The sequence below is a fragment of the Streptomyces sp. NPDC102514 genome (assembly GCF_055584525.1).
In genome coordinates this window covers 336,048-353,397 of record NZ_JBVJLW010000010.1, presented here as the reverse complement: position 1 = coordinate 353,397, position 17,350 = coordinate 336,048, and the positions used below count along the sequence as shown (strand labels likewise).

Genomic DNA, 17,350 nt, shown 5'->3' with positions numbered 1-17,350 from the left:
GGTGTCAGGTCCACCCCGCGGTCCGGCTTTCCCCCGCCCGGACCCGGGTGGTGGCGCCATGGCCGACGACGGTCGCCGATCCGTACGTTTCTACAGGTCAGGCCACGCCGGTTGCCCGCTCGGCCCGCTTCCTCCAGAGATCCGGAGTCCAGCCATGCCCGAAATCGCCGCAGTCGTGCTTGAGCCGCCCTTCAGGGCCGCTGCCGCCAGTGAGTTCACACCGCTCCTGCGCACGATCAAAGGGCAGGGACTCCTGAACCGTCGACAGGGCTGGTACACGCTCACCATCGCCGGCAACGCGCTCGCCCTGGCAGCCGTCGTCACGGGCATCGTCCTGATCGGCCACTCCTGGTGGGTGCTGCTCCTGGCGCCGCTGCTCGCCGTACTGTGCGCCCGCACGGCCTTCATAGGCCATGACGCCGGCCACGCGCAGATCACCGGCAACCGATCGACGGGCCGAGCGATCGGACTCGTCCACGCGAATCTGCTGCTGGGCCTGAGCTACGGCTGGTGGAACGACAAACACAACAGACACCACGCCAACCCCAACCACATCGACAAGGATCCCGACGTCAAGGCCGACGTGCTGGTCTTCACCAGCGGGCAGACCGCGGACCGCACCGGATTCCGGCGATGGCTCACCCGCTACCAGGCCTGGCTCTTCTTTCCGCTCACGCTCCTCGAAGGCGTCGCTCTGAAGATCCACGGCTTCCAGGACCTGCGTCGGCGGTCTCCTCGTGAACGTCCGGTCGAGGCCGCCCTGCTGATCACGCACCTCGCCGCGTACGCGACCCTGCTGCTGTGCGCCATGCCGCTGGGCACGGCCCTCGTCTTCGCCGCGATCCACCAGGCACTCTTCGGGCTGCACCTGGGCATGGCCTTCGCACCGAACCACAAAGGCATGGACATGCCCGACCCCGACGGCGAGGGGTGGGGGCACCTCCGACGTCAGGTGCTCACCTCGCGCAACGTCCGCGGAGGTCCCCTGACGGACTGGTTCCTCGGCGGTCTCAACTACCAGATCGAGCACCATCTGTTCCCGAGCATGCCCCGCCCGCATCTCAGGCTCGCCCAGCTCCTGGTGCGCGCACACTGCCGGGAGTTGGGTATCCCTTACGTCGAGACAGGGCTCGTGGACTCCTACCGTCAGGCTCTGAGGCACATGTACGAGGTCGGAGAACCCCTCAGGGTCGAGTAGGGGGCGCACCTCAGGGTCGTATCAGGGTCGCGGTCCGGAACCGCAGGGAGCGCGGGTCCGTTCTCAGAACAGAGAGCGGCAGTGGCCGCTAAGGAGGCTACGCACATGTCAAGAAACGCGAAGATAGCCGCAGGCGGTGTCGCGGTCGGCATCATCCTGCTCTTCTGGCTGCCCTGGTGGGCCGCCCTGCTGATCGTCCTGGGAGTTCCCGCGGCGGCGTATCTGACGCTGGACCCCTCGCAGCGGCGCAGGCTCCGCCGCGTCGGCCGCAAGGAACTGGGCCGCTGAGACAGACACGACCCGCTCGATCAGTTCCTTTTCAGGAACATCTTCAGGCGCATCCTTTTCGGTCACTTCCTCTTCGGAAGCTTCTTCTTGGACAGCTCCGTTTCAGAGCACAGGAGCTGACCTCGTCGCCGCTCGTGGGCCTGCCGATGGTGCGGCCCCCGGGTGGCGACGGCGCTGTCGGCGCACTACTTCCGCGTGCCTGGTTCAGTTCGGGCGTACGGCCATCTTGTCCAGAGCCTCCAGAAGGCCGGGCAATTCGGGCCCGCGGCCGACGGTAAGGATCTCGCCCGGCTTCTCGTCGAGCAGTACGAAGGCGATGTCGTCGGTGCGTGCCACCAGCGACCAGCCGGGGCCGTCGGCGCGCAGCGTCCGCGCGTCCCCCGGAGCGAACGACGAGCGCACACGGCCGAGCGGCGGAGGCGTGTCCACGTAGGAGTGGGCTTCGGAGAGAACGCGCTGGACACCGTTTAGCGGCACCCGCCCGCCGTCCCCGCCACTCACGTCCTTGTCGCCACCGTCTTCGTCCTCACGATCCCCGCCGGTCTGGGCGGTGCCGTCACCGGGAGCGGACTTCCCGTCCGCCGAAGCGGCGAATTCGGTCTCGTCGATCTGTTCACGCCAGACGGCCCACTGCAGCGCGATCTCGTCCGCGCCCAGGCGCCGCTGCGCCGCACCCCAGGCGGACGCGTCCGGCGGACACAGCGGCGCCTGCTCCGCGATGTCGGGTGCGGGATCGTGCGGGGCGGGCACACCGGGCGCCGCGACCGCCACGGCCAGTGGCCATCCGGGCAGCGCGGCCACCATCGAGCGCTCGTCCGGCGACAGGTCGTACTCCATGCCGCAGTCCCAGGAAGCGATGGCGACGGCCACGAGCGAGACGTCGTCGATGACGACGGTCCACCGCGCGCCGTCGCCGTCCTGCCCCAGCACCAGCCCGTACCCGTCGGCCAGAGGCGCGAGACCGAGCGCGGCGCAGGCCTCCGGGTAGTCGTCGCCCAGCACGCTGGGGAACTGTGCCGGCGTCAGGAGCACCGCCGTCAGTACATACAGTGCGTCGTCGTCCTCAACGGCGACTGTCTCATCGTCCGTCCCGGTCATCCCAGCCTCCCCTCGCTACATCCGTCGGCGCACCCTAATGCGCGCCGGGGCCGTTGTCACGAGGCCGGAACACGCGGGGACCTGCCCTCATGCTCCAGAACGAGGTTGAAGCGACCACCTGCGGTCGCGCTGATTCCGCTTACGCCCCCGTCAGGCGGCCGGCAGGCCGAGGAGCGTTCGGGCCACCGCGGTGGGTGACTCGTCGCGTTCTCGCGCGAGCGCGATCACGGCCCGGCACGCTAGCTCGTTCACACCGAACGACAGCGCTTCCGGCGATACCCAGGCCGCGGCCTCGTCGACCCCGTCCTGGTCGTCGTCGACACCCGCCGCCACATAGGCCGCCGCGGCCTCGAACAGGTTGTGGGTCTGCTTCTTCGGACGGGAGCCGGCCGATGGTGAGGGGTTCCCGGACCCGGCCGACCGTGGACGTGAAAAGAACTTCCGGAATCGAGCCATCGTGCCGGACATTCGGGCCACCTTCCCCCGCATACCGCTTCTTCGGTCATCGCCCATCTGTCTCTGCTCAACGTAGAGTTGAAACTTCGACACCAGAAGGGGGCGGTGTCGTGAACCCTTGCCGAACGCCCTCGTCGAGCGCGCCGATCATGGATCGCAGCCGCAGCCGCAGCCGCAGCCGCAGCCGCAGCCATCGCGGCCACGTCGGTCAGGCCCACTCCCGTGCGCCTGCGGCCGGCTCAGCGAACAGAACCGTCCTCCGGGGGGCTTCAGGGTCGGCGCACGGCCAGAGCGAGGAAACGGGCGTCCTCGTCCACGTACGACGTCATGCGCCAGCCGGAGGTGGACAGGAGCGGGCCGAGGTTGGCCTCCGCCCGCAGGTCGTCCGGGGTGATCCGCCGTCCCTGGCGCGCGGCGAGCGCGGCCCGGCCGATCGGGTGGAAGAGTGCCAGGACGCCGCCGGGCCGTACGACCCGCGCCAATTCCCGCAGATTTTCGGTGGGGTTCGGAAGATGCGCGATGAGCCCGGCCGCGAAGACGGCATGGAGCGACTCCGTGCGCAGCGGCAGGCGTGACACGTCGGCGAGGAGCAACTGCCCCGCCCGGTCACGGCCTGCCCGTACGGCCGCCTCCAGCATGGCCGGCGTCAGGTCCGCGCCGAGGACCGCCCCGGAGGGCCCCACGGCGTCCCTGAGAGCCGGCAGAGCCCGTCCCGTGCCGCAGCCCGCGTCGAGCACGCGATCGCCCTCCCGCAGCCCCAGTTCGGAGACGGCTGCGGCGTACGCCGGGCCGTCGTCGGGGAACCGGTCGTCCCAGCCGGCCGCGCGGGCCGAGAAGAACTCCTGGACATGCGTGTGGTCGTCGCTCATGCACCGCATGATCCCGCATCGCACGGTGAGCGACACGATCGAACGGCGACGCGAAACACGATGCGGCGCACACGTTCGAGCGTGACGCGATCGTTCCCCCGCACCTCTCCGCCATATTCCAACAGCTTTCGAAACTCGCCCCCTGTGCGCGCCCCGGCCCGGACTAGCGTCCCGGAGCCATGGGACATCTGGACCACGCCACCTTCGGCTGGCTGACCCCCGTGCTGTCGTATGCCATGGCGTGCATCGGCGCCGCCCTCGGGCTGCGCTGCACGGTCCGCGCGCTCGGCGCCCGTGGCCGGTCACGCCGCAACTGGCTGCTCACCGCGGCCTCCGCGATCGGCACGGGCATCTGGACCATGCACTTCGTGGCGATGCTCGGCTTCGGCGTCGACGGCACCGACATCCGCTACAACGTGCCCCTCACCGTGCTCAGCCTGCTCGTCGCGATCGCCGTCGTCGGTGCGGGTGTCTTCGCCGTGGGCTACGGCCGGGACCGCGGCCGCGCGCTCGTCCTCGGCGGCCTGACCACCGGCCTCGGAGTGGCGAGCATGCACTACCTGGGCATGGCAGCGCTGCGGCTGCACGGCGAGGTGCGGTACGACCCGCTGCTCGTCGGAGTCTCCGTCGGCATCGCCGTGGTCGCGGCGACCGCCGCACTGTGGGCGGCGCTCAACATCAGCTCGCCGATCGCGGTCGCCGTCGCCTCGCTCGTCATGGGCGGGGCGGTCAGCAGCATGCACTACACCGGGATGATGGCGGTCGGCGTCCATGTCACCCCCTCTGGGGCGGCCCTGCCCGGGGCTACGGCGATGCAGTTCGTCTTCCCCCTCGCCGTCGGCCTCGGGTCCTATCTCTTCCTGACCTCGGCGTTCGTCGCGCTCTCCCCGACAGCGGGCGAGCGCGAGGCCTCCGCGTCGGCCCAGCGGCCCGTCGAAAGCGACCGCCCCTCGGCGTCGCCCACAAGTGCCGTCCCCTAGGGCCTGTCTGACAATTCCCGTCTGCCGGGCGACGACGGGAATTGTCAGACAGGCCCTAGCGGCGAACCCGGACCGACGACCCGACCAGACGCGTCCACCGACCAGGCGTGTCCACCGAACCACCCGAGCGAGAAGGCCATGCGTACATCCCGAAGGACTCCGACAGACGGTACGCAGCCGTCGACGGCCCAGGTACGGGGCCGTCGCGCGCATGCCGGACCGCCGGCCGACGAAGACACCGGCCACGCAGACGAAGACTCCGGCCGCGAGGAGAACGACGACACGGAACCGAGCGGCGCGCCCACGCGCGCGAGGAGCCGGAGTCTGCGGCCCCGTACCGTGCGAGCGAAGATCGTCTGCCTGCTCATGGTCCCGGTCGTGTCCCTGCTCGCTCTCTGGGCACACGCAACCGTCACCACGGCCCAGGACATCGCACGGCTGCGGCAGTTGCAGCGGGTGGACTCCGAAGTGCGCGCCCCGGTCGCGGCAGCCGTCGTCGCGCTCCAGGACGAACGCGTGGCAGCGGTCCGTTACGCCACACGCCCCTCGGCCGACCGGGAGCGCACCCTCAAGAGGCTGGCGGCGCGCACCGACCGGACCGTGTCGGAACTCCGCCTCGGAGAGGGCAGCACTGTCGCCGACAGCGAGGAACTGCCCGCCGGAGTGGCCGCACGCCTCGAAACCTTCGTGACCGGCGTCGAACAGCTCCACTCCCTGCGGACCGCCGTACTCGACCGCGGGACCGGCTGGGACGAGACATACCGGCGGTACACCGGGACCATCTCCACGGCCTTCGGGGTGGGCGGAGCCCTCACCGGCATCCAGGACGCGGAGATCGGCTCCGACGCACGCGTACTGCTTGAGTTCTCCCGCGCGGGGGAGACCCTGGCGCAGGAGGACGCGGTACTCGCCGGTGCCCGCCTGGCCGGGACCCTCGACGGACAGCGGCTGCGGCTGTTCACCGGCGCCGTCGACACGCGCAGGCTGCTCACCGACTCCGCTGCTGTCGATCTCCGCGGACCCGAACGAGCCGCCTGGCAGGCTCTCACGGAGGGCGCCGCGTACGCCGACATGACGGCGGTCGAGGACAGGGTGCTCATCGCCCCACCCGGCGCGACGGCCCTCCAAGCCTCGCCCGCGGAGACCTGGAACGCCGCCCACGCGCGCGTGCGGGACGACATGCGGACCATCGAGGCGGACGCCGGCCGTGACGTCGCGGACCGCGCCGACCCCCTCCGGCGCGGCCTGCTCTCGCCCGCCGGCGCCGCGGTCCTCCTGGGACTCGCAGCCGTGGCCGCCTCACTGGTCATCTCCGTACGCATCGGCCGCGGCCTCGTCGTCGAACTGGTGACCCTGCGCAACAGCGCCCTGGAGATCGCCCGGCGCAAACTGCCGAACGCCATGCGGAAACTACGGGCCGGAGAGGAGATCGACGTCCATGCCGAGGCCCCGGCGGGACCGCCCGCAGAGGACGAGGCGGGGCAGGTCGCGGAAGCCCTGACCACCGTGCACCGCGCCGCCCTGCACGCGGCCGTCGAACGAGCGGAACTCGCCGGCGGGATCTCCGGTGTCTTCGTCAATCTCGCCCGCCGCAGCCAGGTTCTCGTCCACCGCCAGCTCAGACTGCTGGACAGCATGGAGCGACGCTCCGAGGACCCGAACGAGCTGAGCGACCTCTTCCGGCTCGACCACCTCACGACACGGATGCGACGCCACGCCGAGAGCCTGATCATCCTCTCCGGAGCAGCACCGGGCCGCGCGTGGCGCATGCCGGTCTCCCTGACGAACGTGGTGCGCGCGTCAGTCTCCGAAGTCGAGGACTACGCGCGCGTGGAGGTACGACAGCTCTCGGAGACCCTGGTCGTCGGAGCCGCGATCGCCGACCTCACGCATCTGCTGGCCGAGATCGTCGAGAACGCCGCCCAGTTCTCCCCGCCCCACACCAGGGTGCGGGTCACCGGCGAGCCGGTCGGCAACGGATACGCCGTGGAGGTCGAGGACCGGGGACTGGGCATGGGCAGGGAGACCCTCGCCGAGGCCAATCGCCGTATCGAGCAGTCCCAGGCACTCGACCTGTTCGACAGCGACCGACTCGGCCTCTTCGTAGTGAGCAGACTCGCCGCCCGTCACGGCATCAAGGTGCACCTGCGGACCTCGCCCTACGGAGGCACCACCGCGGTGATCCTCCTTCCCACCGCGCTGTTGCACACGAGTTCGGAGGAACGTTCCGGTGCGCGTCGCGGCAGGGCCGAGCGACCTGCTGGACCACCTCCCGGACGAACTGCCGGACGGCCGACGGAACAGCCTGTCGAACGAACTGCCGGACAACAAGCCGCCGGACGCCAGTACGCGCGCGTACCCGGTCCCGTGCCCCGACAGGAATCCGTGGGCCCCGCCCCACGACAGGACTCCGTGGAGGCCCACATCGAACGACCCGCACTCGTCTCACCCGTAGCCGCCCCGGCGGAGGCGTCGGCGGACGGCTCGCACGCCGGACCACCGCCCGAGGTGATCACCCTGCGCCTGCACCGTTCCTCCGACGACACCGAGCAGTCGGACGCGTCCGATGGACTCCCGCGGCGGGTGCGCCAGGCCAGCCTCGCCCCGCAACTGCGTGAAGAACGCGCCGAAGAGCCCGCGCACCCGGCATGTCACCGGGACGACGCCGAGCGCACCCCCGAAGCGGTACGGGACCGGATGACCGCGTACCGCGCCGGGTGGGCCCGCGGCGGTGGCCGTTCCCCCGGTCCCCGCGCCACGCCCGGCCCCGCAGAGGGCAGCGACAGCAGCGAAGGAGACCTCGCATGATCCAGGATCCGGATACGGGGACCGCGGCACAGTCCGGCGAACTCGACTGGCTGCTGGACGACTTGGTGCTGCGGGTCGCCGAGGTGAGGCATGCTGTCGTGCTCTCCAACGACGGGCTCGCGGTGGGCGCGTCCACCGGCCTCGGACGCGAGGACGCGGAGCACCTCGCTGCGGTCTCCTCCGGTTTCCACAGCCTGGCCAAGGGCGCGGGCCGCCACTTCGGCGCCGGCGGAGTACGCCAGACCATGGTCGAGATGGACGACGGTTTCCTGTTCGTGGTGGCCGCCGGAGACGGGTCCTGCCTCGCCGTCCTGAGCGGCGTGACGGCCGACATCGGCCTGATCGCCTACGAGATGGCACGCCTGGTCAGACGGGTGGGTGAGCATCTCCACTCGGCTCCCCGCGCGGACGTCCGTCCGCCCGCGGCCGGGTGAGCGGGGGACGGAGTTCATGACCGAGGACCGGGCAGCCACCCCTGAGCAGCCGGGCAGCCAGTGGTACGACAACGAGGCCGGGCCGCTCGTCCGCCCCTACGCCATGACAGGTGGACGCACCGAGTCGGGACCCGCGGGGGTGCGCTTCGACCTGATAGCGCTCGTCACGCTCAACACCGGGGCGCCCGGGACCGGCGAGGACACCGCACTCGGTCCGGAGCACCGGGCCCTCGTCGAACTCTGCCGGGCCGAAACCCAGTCCGTCGCCGAACTGGCCGCGGACACCGATCTGCCCGTGGGCGTGGTGCGCGTGCTCCTGGGCGATCTGCTGGAACTGGGCTGCGTGACGGTCAGCCGCCCTGTGCCGCCCGCGCACCTGCCCGACGAGCGCATCCTGCGCGAGGTCATCGACGGACTGAGGGCCCTGTAGCCGTCGACCGATACCGGCTGATCCGAGAGAAGTGAGCGATGGTCCCTGAACACTCCGATGACACCAGCGGTGAGACGGCCGCCCTGGCGTTGAAGATCCTCGTCGCCGGCGGCTTCGGCGTCGGCAAGACCACCTTGGTGGGCGCGGTCAGCGAGATCAGACCGCTGCGCACCGAGGAACTGCTGAGTGAGGCCGGCCGGTCGGTCGACGACACCGGCGGCGTGGACCGGAAGGTGACGACGACCGTCGCCATGGACTTCGGGCGCATCACCATCAGGTCCGGCCTGTCGCTCTACCTGTTCGGAACGCCGGGCCAGGACAGATTCTGGTTCCTGTGGGACGAGCTGGCACAGGGAGCCCTCGGTGCCGTCGTCCTTGCGGACACCCGCCGGCTTGAGGACTGCTTTCCGGCGGTGGACTACTTCGAACACCGGCACATCCCCTTCGTGGTGGCGGTCAACTGCTTCACGGACGCACGCACGTACGGCGCCCACGAAGTGTCACGGGCCCTCGATCTCGACCGGGGAACCCCCGTGGTGCTCTGCGACGCCCGTGACCGCGACTCGGGAAGGGAGGTGCTGGTGCGTCTCGTCGAGTACGCCGGGCGGATGCACACCGCCCGGCTCCTCGACTCGGTCGGCTGACGGACTCGGTCGGCCGGAGAATCTGATCGGCTGGAGGACCTGGAGGACTTCGAGGACTTCGAGGACTTGGTCGGCCCGGCCGGAGGACTTGGTCGGCCGACGCGCGGCCGACCAAGCGCTCAAGCTGCGCCACTCAACCCGTGGGACTCAGCCCTGTGTGACTCAACCTGTGCGGGGGGTCAGTCGGAGACCGAGCCCTCCGCGAGAACCTTCTCGATACTCACTCGTACGAGGAGTTCGCCGGGTACGCCGTTCCGGGCCGCGAACTCCTCGGCGCGTTCCTCGCCCATGTACCGGCTGCCGATCCGTCCCGCCCAGAGCCGGACGTCGTCGAGGTCCTCCGAGATCCGGGCCCGCCCCTGTACGACGACGTACGCGAACGGCGGCCGGTCGTCGTCCACACACAGGGCCACCCGGCCGTCCCGAGCCAGATTCCGCCCCTTGACGGTGTCCTTCCCCGTGTTGAAGACCAGGTCGTCGCCGTCGAGCACGAACCAGATCGGTGCCACATGCGGGCGCCCGTCGGCCCGGACGGTCGACAACTTGCCAGTGCGGGTTCCGTGCGAGACGAACGCCCGCCATTCCTCATCGGTCATCTTGTGTGCCATGCCCCTATCCTCCTTGCCCGGACGGCGACGGTGGTGAAGGCTGGTCGATCGGATCCTCCGGCCCAGGGGGACCACACATCACGGGGAGACGGATCATGGCGGAGAACCGGGGACTTGACTGGCTGCTCGACGATCTGACCCAGCGTGTCGAGCACATACGCCACGCACTCGTGCTGTCCAACGACGGACTGGTGACCGGGGCGAGCACAGGTCTGCGACGGGAGGACGCCGAGCATCTCGCCGCCGTCTCCTCCGGATTGCACAGCCTGGCCAAGGGCTCGGGCAGGCACTTCGGCGCGGGCCGGGTCCGCCAGACCATGATCGAATTCGATGACGCGGTCCTCTTCGTCACGGCGGCCGGCACCGGCAGCTGCCTGTGCGTGCTCAGTGCGGCCGAAGCCGACATCGGCCAGGTCGCGTACGAGATGACTCTGCTCGTCAATCGCGTCGGCGAGCACCTGCACGTCGACGCCCGACATCCGGAACACTCGCCCTCCATAGACATCTGACCTGCACAGACGTCATCGTGCCCGAAGTTATCCACAGGCTCGGCGCGAGGCGCGGCGAACCGGCTACGGTTTTTCTCGAAGCAAGCGCACGCAAGACACAGGCGAAGCGCACACCGCTGCACGGGGGAGAACCATCATGTCCGGCAACACCATCACGCAGTCCGTCATGCCAACGGTCACGCAGTCCGTCATCTCCGGTCCGAACGGGCCTGTCGGTGTGACCCCGACACAAACCTCGACACTCGCCCAGAGCCGCGCCGCGCGGGAGCTGGGGTTCAAGCGGGGCGAGTTCGACCTCGCCGTACGGCTCGGGCGCATCCGCACAGTGCCTGACGAAGGCGGCGGAGGCCATCGCGTCACCCGCGCGGAGATCGACAGGGTGCGGGCCGAAGCAGGCTTCCCTGAGGCTCTGCGGGAACGCGTCAAAGCGGTCGGCACGTCGGAGGGCGCGGCCCTCATGGGCGTCACGACCGCCCGGTTCACGCGCTTCGCTCGCCTGGGCCTCGTAGTGCCCGTAAAATTCTATTTGAACCGGTATCGCGCAGTCGTGTGGCTGTATCTGGCACAAGAACTGCGGCAGTTCGCCGAAGACAAGAAGCATGCGTCGCTGCTGAGCGGCCGTGTGCCCGAGAACCTGCGCGGCCAACTGGAGACGGGACTGGACCTGCGGGCCCGGAACTGGCGAGGCCGGCACCTCGGGTCCCTGCTTCGGCAGAACGAAAATCCGTGGGCACGTGCAGCGGTCGTGGCGTCACTGCTCGACCCCGTCCAGGTCGCCGAGATCGTTCCCGACCCGTACGAGCGGGCCTACATGGACCGGTACCGGCCCGAACAGACCACCCACGGTGCGCCCGACTCGCCTGCCGCACACATCACGGCCCGGATCATGACAGCGACGGATCCGGACGAGATCAGCTGGCTCCGCGCCGATCTGGCGAACGGGCTGGAGGAGGCACGCGACCGCCGGGCCGCCCCGCGACCGACGACGGAGGCCGGGACTTCGGAGGTGGAGTACGACCGGCCGGCGCTTCTTGGCGCACACCGCACGCCGGTCGATCACCGCACGCTTGACGATCACCGGCAGCCCGTCGACCAGCGAGAGGCCGCCAAGCTGCGGCACCCGGCTGGAATGCGACGTCCGGCCGGGCAGCGGCGCCCGGGTGAGCGGGTGCGTCCGGCCGAAGCGCGGCAGCATTCGGTCGGAGGGCATTCGGTCGGACGGCATCCGGCCGAAGAGCGACACCCGGCCGAAGGGCGGCGTTCGGCCCAAGTGCGGCAGTTGGCTGACGCGCGGACTCGGGCGGGAGCAGTACGACAAGCAGGAGCAGTACGGCAGGCAGGACCACGACAGCAGGCAGGCTCACGGCGACCTGCCGAGGGGCGGCCCGCGATCGACGAACCGGGACGTCCCGGACGGCTCCTCGGCTGGCTGCGGCGCAGAAACCTCTGACCCGGCCGGTGCCCGGTCAGTCCTCCAGCTTGCGGAACAGCCCTTCCTGGACGACGGAAACGAGCAGGCGTCCCTCCTGGTCGTAGATCCGCCCCCGGGCCAGCCCTCGGCCACCCGTCGCGATCGGCGACTCCTGGTCGTACAGGAACCACTCGTCGGCGCGGAACGGCCGGTGGAACCACATGGCGTGGTCCAGGGAGGCCATGTCGAAACCGCGCCGGCCCCACAGGGGCTCCACCGGGATGCGGACGGCGTCCAGGAGCGTCATGTCGCTCGCATAGGTGAGCGCGCAGGTATGGACGAGCGGGTCGTCGCCCAGAGGCCCGACGGCGCGCATCCACACGGCGCTGCGCGGCTCGGCGTTCTCGATCTCCTCCGGTGTCCAGCGCAACCGGTCCGCGTAGCGGATGTCGAAGGGCTGGCGCCGGGCCATGCGCTCCAGCGTCTCGGGGAGCACGCCCAGATGTTCCTTGATCTCCTGAGTGAGGCTCGGGAGCGACTCCGGATCCGGGACCTCACGAGCCGGCGGCAACTGGTGCTCGAAGCTCCCTTCCTCAGGCTTGTGAAAGGAGGCGGTCAGATTGAAGATCGTGCGGCCCTGCTGCACGGCGGTGACGCGGCGCGTGGTGAACGACCGCCCGTCCCGTACCCGTTCGACCTGGTACACGATGGGCACGCCCGGTCGGCCCGGGCGCAGGAAGTACGCGTGCAGCGAGTGCACGGGCCGTTCCGGGTCCGTGGTGCGGCCGGCGGCGACGAGGGCCTGGCCCGCGACCTGCCCGCCGAAGACCCGCTGCAGCGATTCCTGCGGGCTGGGACCACGGAAGATGTTGACCTCGATCTGCTCCAGGTCGAGCAGATCGACGAGTCGTTCCGCTGGGTTCGTCATGTGTCGCGTTCTCCTGTGCTCACAGCTGGCCGACGGCGGTGACCTTGACGATGGCACGTCCCTCGGCGTCGGAGGCCACGAGGTCGATCTCCGCGCTGATGCCCCAGTCGTGGTCGCCGTTCGGGTCGGCGAAGGTCTGACGGACCCGCCACAGACCGTTCTCCGGCTGCTCGTCGATGATCAGGAGCTTGGGACCGCGTGCGTCGGGACCGGTGCCGAGGTCGTCGTACTCGTCCCAGTAGTCGTCCATGGCCGCGCCCCAGGCATCGGCGTCCCAGCCCGCCTCGGAGTCGAGCTCTCCGAGTTCGGCGACGTTGTCGAGGGCGGCGAGTTCGACGCGCCGGAACATGGCGTTGCGGACGAGGACCCGGAAGGCGCGCCCGTTGGCCGTGACCGGCTTGACCTGGTCGGCCTTCTCCTGGGCCTCCTCTGCCGTCATCACCTCGGGGTTGGCGAGCTGTTCCCACTCGTCGAGGAGGCTGGAGTCGACCTGACGCACCATCTCGCCCAGCCAGGCGATCAGGTCCTCCAGGTCCTCCGACTTCAGATCGTCCGGGACGGTGTGGTCGAGGGCCTTGTAGGCGCTCGCCAGGTAGCGGAGCACGATGCCCTCGGTGCGGGCGAGTTCGTAGTGGGACACGAACTCGGTGAAGGTCATGGCCCGTTCGTACATGTCACGGATGACGGACTTCGGGGAGAGCGGATGGTCGCCCACCCACGGGTGGCTCTTGCGGTAGGTGTCGTACCCGTGGAAGAGCAGCTCTTCCAGCGGCTTGGGGTACGACACGTCCTGGAGCCGCTCCATGCGCTCCTCGTACTCGATGCCTTCCGCCTTCATCGCCCCCACGGCCTCGCCGCGGGCCTTGTTCTGCTGGGCGGCGAGGATCTGCCGCGGGTCGTCCAGCGTGGACTCCACGACGGACACCATGTCCAGGGCGTACGAAGGCGATTCCGGGTCCAGGAGGTCGAACGCGGCGAGAGCGAAGGTCGACAGCGGCTGGTTGAGAGCGAAGTTCTGCTGCAGGTCGACGGTCAGGCGCACGATGCGCCCTTCCGCGTCCGGTGTGTCGAGCTTCTCCACGACTCCGCCGTCGAGGAGGGAGCGGTAGATGGCGATCGCCCGCCTGATGTGCCGCAGTTGCTGCTTGCGCGGCTCGTGGTTGTCCTCCAGCAGATGACGCATCGCGGCGAAGGCGTTGCCGGGCCGCGCGATCACGGACAGAAGCATCGTGTGAGTGACCCGGAAACGCGAGGTCAGCGGCTCCGGATCGGACGAGATCAGCTTCTCGAACGTGCCGTCCGTCCAGCCCACAAAACCTTCCGGGGCCTTCTTGCGCACCACCTTGCGACGCTTCTTCGGGTCGTCGCCGGCCTTGGCAAGGGCCTTCTCGTTCTCCACGACGTGCTCGGGGGCCTGCGCCACGACGAAGCCCGCCGTGTCGAAGCCGGCCCGGCCGGCCCGGCCCGCGATCTGGTGGAACTCCCGTGCGCGCAGGGTCCGTACGCGCGTGCCGTCGTACTTCGCCAGAGCGGTGAACAGCACGGTGCGGATGGGCACGTTGACGCCGACGCCGAGGGTGTCCGTGCCGCAGATGACCTTCAGAAGACCGGCCTGCGCCAGTTTCTCGACCAGGCGGCGGTACTTGGGCAGCATGCCGGCGTGGTGCACACCGATGCCGTGCCGTACGTAACGGGAGAGGTTGCGGCCGAACTTGGTGGTGAACCGGAAGTTGCCGATCAGCGCGGCGATCTGGTCCTTCTCCTCGCGCGTGCACATGTTGATGCTCATCAGCGCCTGCGCCCGCTCCACGGCCTGCGCCTGGGTGAAGTGCACGATGTAGACGGGCGCCTGCCTCGTCTCCAGGAGCTCGGTGAGCGTCTCGGTGAGCGGCGTCAGCTTGTACTCGTAGGAGAGCGGGACGGGACGGGTCGCCGAGCGGACCACCGAGGTGGGACGGCCGGTCCGCCGGGTCAGGTCCTCCTCGAACATGGAGACGTCGCCGAGCGTCGCCGACATCAGGATGAACTGCGCCTGCGGCAGTTCGAGGATCGGGATCTGCCAGGCCCAGCCGCGGTCGGCCTCGGCGTAGAAGTGGAACTCGTCCATGACGACCTGGCCGACATCGGCACGCTTGCCGTCGCGCAGCGCGATGGAGGCAAGGACCTCGGCGGTGCAGCAGATGACCGGGGCGTCGGAGTTCACGGACGCGTCGCCGGTCAGCATGCCGACGTTCTCGGTGCCGAACATCTTGCACAGCTCGAAGAACTTCTCCGAGACGAGCGCCTTGATCGGCGCGGTGTAGAAGGTGACCTCGTCACGGGCGAGCGCCGCGAAGTGCGCACCCGCGGCGATCATGCTCTTGCCGGACCCGGTGGGGGTCGACACGATCACGTTCGCACCCGAGACCACCTCGATCAGCGCCTCCTCCTGGTGGGGATAGAGCGTGAGACCGCGTTCCCCGGCCCACGACTCGAAGGCTTCGTAGAGGGCGTCGGGATCTGCGGTCTGCGGCAGCTGATCGATAAGGGTCACACACCCATCTTGCCTGTCATCCCACCCGATGAGGGAATCGGATGCGAGGCCGAAGATCACGAACGCTACGCTGTGTCGCCGACCAGGTGTCAGCTCACGGGGACAACTGGCAGTCAGTACAAGAGGAATGGGGCGGGGCACGGCCATGATGGGACCAGCACACTCACTGTCCGGGGCGGCGGCCTGGCTGGGCGTCGGAGCGGCGGCGGCGGCCTCAGGCCACACGATGCCGTGGCCGGTGCTCCTGGCCGGGGCGCTGATCTGCGCGGGCGCCGCCCTCGCCCCGGATCTGGACCACAAGGCCGCCACCATCTCGCGGGCCTTCGGACCGGTGTCACGGGGCCTGTGCGAGATCGTCGACAAGCTCTCGTACGCCGTCTACAAGGGCACGAGGAAGCCGGGCGATCCGCGGCGCTCGGGTGGGCACCGGACGCTGACACACACCTGGCTGTGGGCGGTGCTCATCGGCGGCGGAGCCTCGGTGGCCGCGATCACCGGAGGCCGCTGGGCGGTTCTGGGACTTCTGTTCGTGCACATGGTGCTCGCCATCGAAGGGCTGCTCTGGCGGGCGACGCGTGGTTCCAGCGCCGACGTCCTGGTCTGGCTGCTGGCCGCGACGAGTGCGTGGATCATCGCGGGGGTGCTGGACAAGCCGGGCAACGGGGCCGACTGGCTCTTCACCGCGCCGGGCCAGGAGTACCTGTGGCTCGGACTGCCGATCGTCCTCGGCGCGCTGGTGCACGACATCGGGGACGCGCTGACGGTGTCGGGCTGCCCGATCCTGTGGCCGATCCCGGTCGGCCGCAAGCGGTGGTACCCGATCGGGCCGCCCAAGGCGCTGCGGTTCCGGGCGGGCAGCTGGGTCGAGCTGAAGGTGCTGATGCCGGCGTTCATGGTGCTGGGCGGAGTGGGCGGCGCGGCCGCGCTCAACTTCATCTGAAGCCGACGTGTTCGAGCGGCCGCGCCACCGGGACGAGTGGCGCGGCCGGCGGACAGGGCGCGGAAGGCGGACAGGCTGCGGCTGTCACCTGCCGCCGGGAGGCAGCCGTTCCGGCCGGGTCAGGAGGCGTCGCCCTCGCCCGGCGCCTTGTCCTGGCCTCCGCCGCCGTACCGCTTCTCGAAGCGGGCGACCCGTCCCTCGGTGTCCACGGTCCTGGCCGTGCCCGTGTAGAAGGGGTGGCTCTCCGAGGAGATCTCCACATCCACGACGGGGTACGTCCGGCCGTCGTCCCACTCGATGGTCTGGTCGCTGGCGGCGGTGGACCGGGTCAGGAAGGCGTACCCGGCGGCGCGGTCGCGGAAGACGACGGAGTGGTAGTCGGGGTGCTTGTCCTGCTGCATGAGTGCTCCTTGCGTGGGGGAGGGGTGCGCGGACAGGGCAGCGGGAAGGACGCGGTCAGCCGGACAGGGAGTCCTCGTCGACGATGTGCATGGCGGCCTCCTCCGCCGAGGCGGCGGCTCCGTCTATGCCCACGTCGGTGGCGATCAGCCCGCTCTCCCCGTCCTCGTGCGCTCCTTCTCCGGGGGCCACGAGACGTCCGGAGCGGAGGGCACCCACTTCGTTGTCCAGGGGTTCGCCGTCCGAGTCGGGGCAGTCTCCGATGCCGTCGCCGTCGGGTGCCGCGACATCCGGGAGTTCTTCGGCGAGACGTTCGTCGAGGGTTTCGCCGCGGTGGCGCTCGGCCGCTGTCACGTCTTTGCGTTCCACCGCCCAGGGGCGTTCCGGAGGTGACCAGCCGCGGTCCAGAGGGTCGCTCACACCGTCGGTTTCGAGTGTGTCCTCGGCGTCGAGCAGTCCGGCGTCGTCCTGAACCTCGGATCCGTCGGGCTGGTAGACATCGTCTCCCCAACTGTCGGCGCTGTCCACGGGTACCTCCAGGTGGTGCGGGCCGGCCTGCTGTCACCGCGTTCGGCGGCGGGTACGCGGACCGCTCGGCCCAGGCCTCGCCCGTACGGAACACGTGGAACCGGGCGGTTCCCGGGCGCTCCCCGAGCCGGTGCCGACCTCCACACTTCCACCCACCTGCGACACCGCGCAACGTCACGGAGCCCGGCCGGGCGCGTCGGCCCGCTCGGGCGCCCGGCCGGCCACACCCGCCCGGCACCGGCCCGCAGGCCCGGACGGACCGCACATGGACGGTTCACCCACAGACCGC

At 69.9% G+C, this 17,350-nt stretch carries 17 protein-coding genes and 1 pseudogene; 10 read left to right on the top strand and 8 right to left on the bottom strand.

Annotation, left to right across the window (positions count from 1 at the left end):
• Nucleotides 1-154: 154 nt before the first annotated feature.
• Together ACZ60E_RS26205 and ACZ60E_RS26200 are read left to right on the top strand one after the other, a co-directional pair.
• Complete coding sequence (locus ACZ60E_RS26205; protein WP_469443515.1) at nt 155-1,198, top strand: fatty acid desaturase family protein; 1,044 nt, start codon at nt 155-157, stop codon at nt 1,196-1,198.
• A 105-nt stretch (nt 1,199-1,303) separates the two neighbouring features.
• Entirely contained in the window at nt 1,304-1,486 is a 183-nt protein-coding gene (locus tag ACZ60E_RS26200; RefSeq protein WP_210891122.1) for a hypothetical protein, read from the top strand.
• 204 nt (nt 1,487-1,690) lie between these two features.
• On the opposite strand, the gene ACZ60E_RS26195 is transcribed toward ACZ60E_RS26200, so the two are convergent.
• From ACZ60E_RS26195 to ACZ60E_RS26185, 3 genes are all read right to left on the bottom strand, one after another.
• Complete coding sequence (locus ACZ60E_RS26195; protein WP_469443513.1) at nt 1,691-2,584, bottom strand: hypothetical protein; 894 nt, start codon at nt 2,582-2,584, stop codon at nt 1,691-1,693.
• Between the two features lie 150 nt (nt 2,585-2,734).
• A complete protein-coding gene (locus ACZ60E_RS26190) occupies nt 2,735-3,052 on the bottom strand; it encodes a hypothetical protein (RefSeq protein ID WP_469443511.1) in 318 nt (105 codons plus the stop codon).
• Nucleotides 3,053-3,309: 257 nt separating this feature from the next.
• On the bottom strand, nt 3,310-3,909 hold the full coding sequence (locus tag ACZ60E_RS26185) for a class I SAM-dependent methyltransferase (RefSeq protein WP_469443509.1): 600 nt from the start codon (nt 3,907-3,909) through the stop codon (nt 3,310-3,312).
• Between the two features lie 179 nt (nt 3,910-4,088).
• On the opposite strand from ACZ60E_RS26185, the gene ACZ60E_RS26180 reads away from it, so the two are divergent.
• The 5 genes from ACZ60E_RS26180 to ACZ60E_RS26160 all read left to right on the top strand — a co-directional run bounded on the left by ACZ60E_RS26180 (nt 4,089) and on the right by ACZ60E_RS26160 (nt 9,205).
• Nucleotides 4,089-4,889, top strand: coding sequence for an MHYT domain-containing protein (locus ACZ60E_RS26180; RefSeq protein WP_469443508.1), 801 nt, complete (start codon nt 4,089-4,091; stop codon nt 4,887-4,889).
• Between the two features lie 138 nt (nt 4,890-5,027).
• Entirely contained in the window at nt 5,028-7,697 is a 2,670-nt protein-coding gene (locus tag ACZ60E_RS26175) for a sensor histidine kinase (protein ID WP_469443506.1), read from the top strand.
• Nucleotides 7,694-8,131, top strand: a complete 438-nt coding sequence (locus ACZ60E_RS26170; RefSeq protein WP_469443503.1) for a roadblock/LC7 domain-containing protein — start codon at nt 7,694-7,696, stop codon at nt 8,129-8,131. Before ACZ60E_RS26175 ends, ACZ60E_RS26170 begins: the two co-directional genes overlap by 4 nt.
• A 16-nt stretch (nt 8,132-8,147) precedes the next feature.
• Nucleotides 8,148-8,561: a DUF742 domain-containing protein gene (locus ACZ60E_RS26165; RefSeq protein WP_469443500.1), complete on the top strand. Its 414-nt coding sequence runs from the start codon at nt 8,148-8,150 to the stop codon at nt 8,559-8,561.
• Between the two features lie 38 nt (nt 8,562-8,599).
• Nucleotides 8,600-9,205 carry a GTP-binding protein gene (locus ACZ60E_RS26160; protein ID WP_469443498.1) on the top strand — a complete coding sequence of 202 codons (606 nt, stop codon included), beginning with the start codon at nt 8,600-8,602 and terminating at the stop codon, nt 9,203-9,205.
• A 179-nt stretch (nt 9,206-9,384) separates the two neighbouring features.
• Here ACZ60E_RS26160 and ACZ60E_RS26155 read toward each other — a convergent pair whose 3' ends face one another.
• Entirely contained in the window at nt 9,385-9,813 is a 429-nt protein-coding gene (locus ACZ60E_RS26155) for a PPOX class F420-dependent oxidoreductase (RefSeq protein ID WP_469443496.1), read from the bottom strand.
• Nucleotides 9,814-9,908: 95 nt separating this feature from the next.
• Between ACZ60E_RS26155 and ACZ60E_RS26150 the strand changes: the two genes are divergently transcribed.
• Complete coding sequence (locus ACZ60E_RS26150) at nt 9,909-10,322, top strand: roadblock/LC7 domain-containing protein (protein WP_107018871.1); 414 nt, start codon at nt 9,909-9,911, stop codon at nt 10,320-10,322.
• Between the two features lie 136 nt (nt 10,323-10,458).
• Nucleotides 10,459-11,310, top strand: a pseudogene (locus ACZ60E_RS26145) (DUF6397 family protein); the annotation flags it as partial.
• A 478-nt stretch (nt 11,311-11,788) separates the two neighbouring features.
• Here ACZ60E_RS26145 and ACZ60E_RS26140 read toward each other — a convergent pair.
• Both ACZ60E_RS26140 and ACZ60E_RS26135 read right to left on the bottom strand, forming a co-directional pair.
• Nucleotides 11,789-12,661: an acyl-CoA thioesterase gene (locus ACZ60E_RS26140; RefSeq protein ID WP_469443494.1), complete on the bottom strand. Its 873-nt coding sequence runs from the start codon at nt 12,659-12,661 to the stop codon at nt 11,789-11,791.
• A gap of 19 nt (nt 12,662-12,680) precedes the next feature.
• Entirely contained in the window at nt 12,681-15,194 is a 2,514-nt protein-coding gene (locus ACZ60E_RS26135) for a DEAD/DEAH box helicase (protein WP_384811291.1), read from the bottom strand.
• 145 nt (nt 15,195-15,339) lie between these two features.
• Between ACZ60E_RS26135 and ACZ60E_RS26130 the strand changes: the two genes are divergently transcribed.
• Nucleotides 15,340-16,134, top strand: a complete 795-nt coding sequence (locus tag ACZ60E_RS26130; RefSeq protein ID WP_384811292.1) for a metal-dependent hydrolase — start codon at nt 15,340-15,342, stop codon at nt 16,132-16,134.
• A 119-nt stretch (nt 16,135-16,253) separates the two neighbouring features.
• Here ACZ60E_RS26130 and ACZ60E_RS26125 read toward each other — a convergent pair whose 3' ends face one another.
• The gene (locus ACZ60E_RS26125) at nt 16,254-16,535 is read right to left on the bottom strand and encodes a type B 50S ribosomal protein L31 (protein ID WP_469443491.1); all 282 of its coding nucleotides are present in this window, start codon (nt 16,533-16,535) and stop codon (nt 16,254-16,256) included.
• Nucleotides 16,536-16,590: 55 nt separating this feature from the next.
• A complete protein-coding gene (locus ACZ60E_RS26120) occupies nt 16,591-17,061 on the bottom strand; it encodes a DUF5709 domain-containing protein (RefSeq protein WP_469443490.1) in 471 nt (156 codons plus the stop codon).
• Nucleotides 17,062-17,350 lie beyond the last annotated feature (289 nt).

Coding starts and splice junctions, on each gene's coding strand:
- ACZ60E_RS26200 (WP_210891122.1), top strand. CDS start 1,304: ATGTCAAGAAACGCGAAGATAGCCGCAGGCGGTGTCGCGGTCGGCATC.
- ACZ60E_RS26150 (WP_107018871.1), top strand. CDS start 9,909: ATGGCGGAGAACCGGGGACTTGACTGGCTGCTCGACGATCTGACCCAG.
- ACZ60E_RS26160 (WP_469443498.1), top strand. CDS start 8,600: ATGGTCCCTGAACACTCCGATGACACCAGCGGTGAGACGGCCGCCCTG.
- ACZ60E_RS26180 (WP_469443508.1), top strand. CDS start 4,089: ATGGGACATCTGGACCACGCCACCTTCGGCTGGCTGACCCCCGTGCTG.
- ACZ60E_RS26125 (WP_469443491.1), bottom strand. CDS start 16,535: ATGCAGCAGGACAAGCACCCCGACTACCACTCCGTCGTCTTCCGCGAC.
- ACZ60E_RS26140 (WP_469443494.1), bottom strand. CDS start 12,661: ATGACGAACCCAGCGGAACGACTCGTCGATCTGCTCGACCTGGAGCAG.
- ACZ60E_RS26195 (WP_469443513.1), bottom strand. CDS start 2,584: ATGACCGGGACGGACGATGAGACAGTCGCCGTTGAGGACGACGACGCA.
- ACZ60E_RS26205 (WP_469443515.1), top strand. CDS start 155: ATGCCCGAAATCGCCGCAGTCGTGCTTGAGCCGCCCTTCAGGGCCGCT.
- ACZ60E_RS26185 (WP_469443509.1), bottom strand. CDS start 3,909: ATGAGCGACGACCACACGCATGTCCAGGAGTTCTTCTCGGCCCGCGCG.
- ACZ60E_RS26155 (WP_469443496.1), bottom strand. CDS start 9,813: ATGGCACACAAGATGACCGATGAGGAATGGCGGGCGTTCGTCTCGCAC.
- ACZ60E_RS26190 (WP_469443511.1), bottom strand. CDS start 3,052: ATGTCCGGCACGATGGCTCGATTCCGGAAGTTCTTTTCACGTCCACGG.
- ACZ60E_RS26130 (WP_384811292.1), top strand. CDS start 15,340: ATGATGGGACCAGCACACTCACTGTCCGGGGCGGCGGCCTGGCTGGGC.
- ACZ60E_RS26170 (WP_469443503.1), top strand. CDS start 7,694: ATGATCCAGGATCCGGATACGGGGACCGCGGCACAGTCCGGCGAACTC.
- ACZ60E_RS26175 (WP_469443506.1), top strand. CDS start 5,028: ATGCGTACATCCCGAAGGACTCCGACAGACGGTACGCAGCCGTCGACG.
- ACZ60E_RS26165 (WP_469443500.1), top strand. CDS start 8,148: ATGACCGAGGACCGGGCAGCCACCCCTGAGCAGCCGGGCAGCCAGTGG.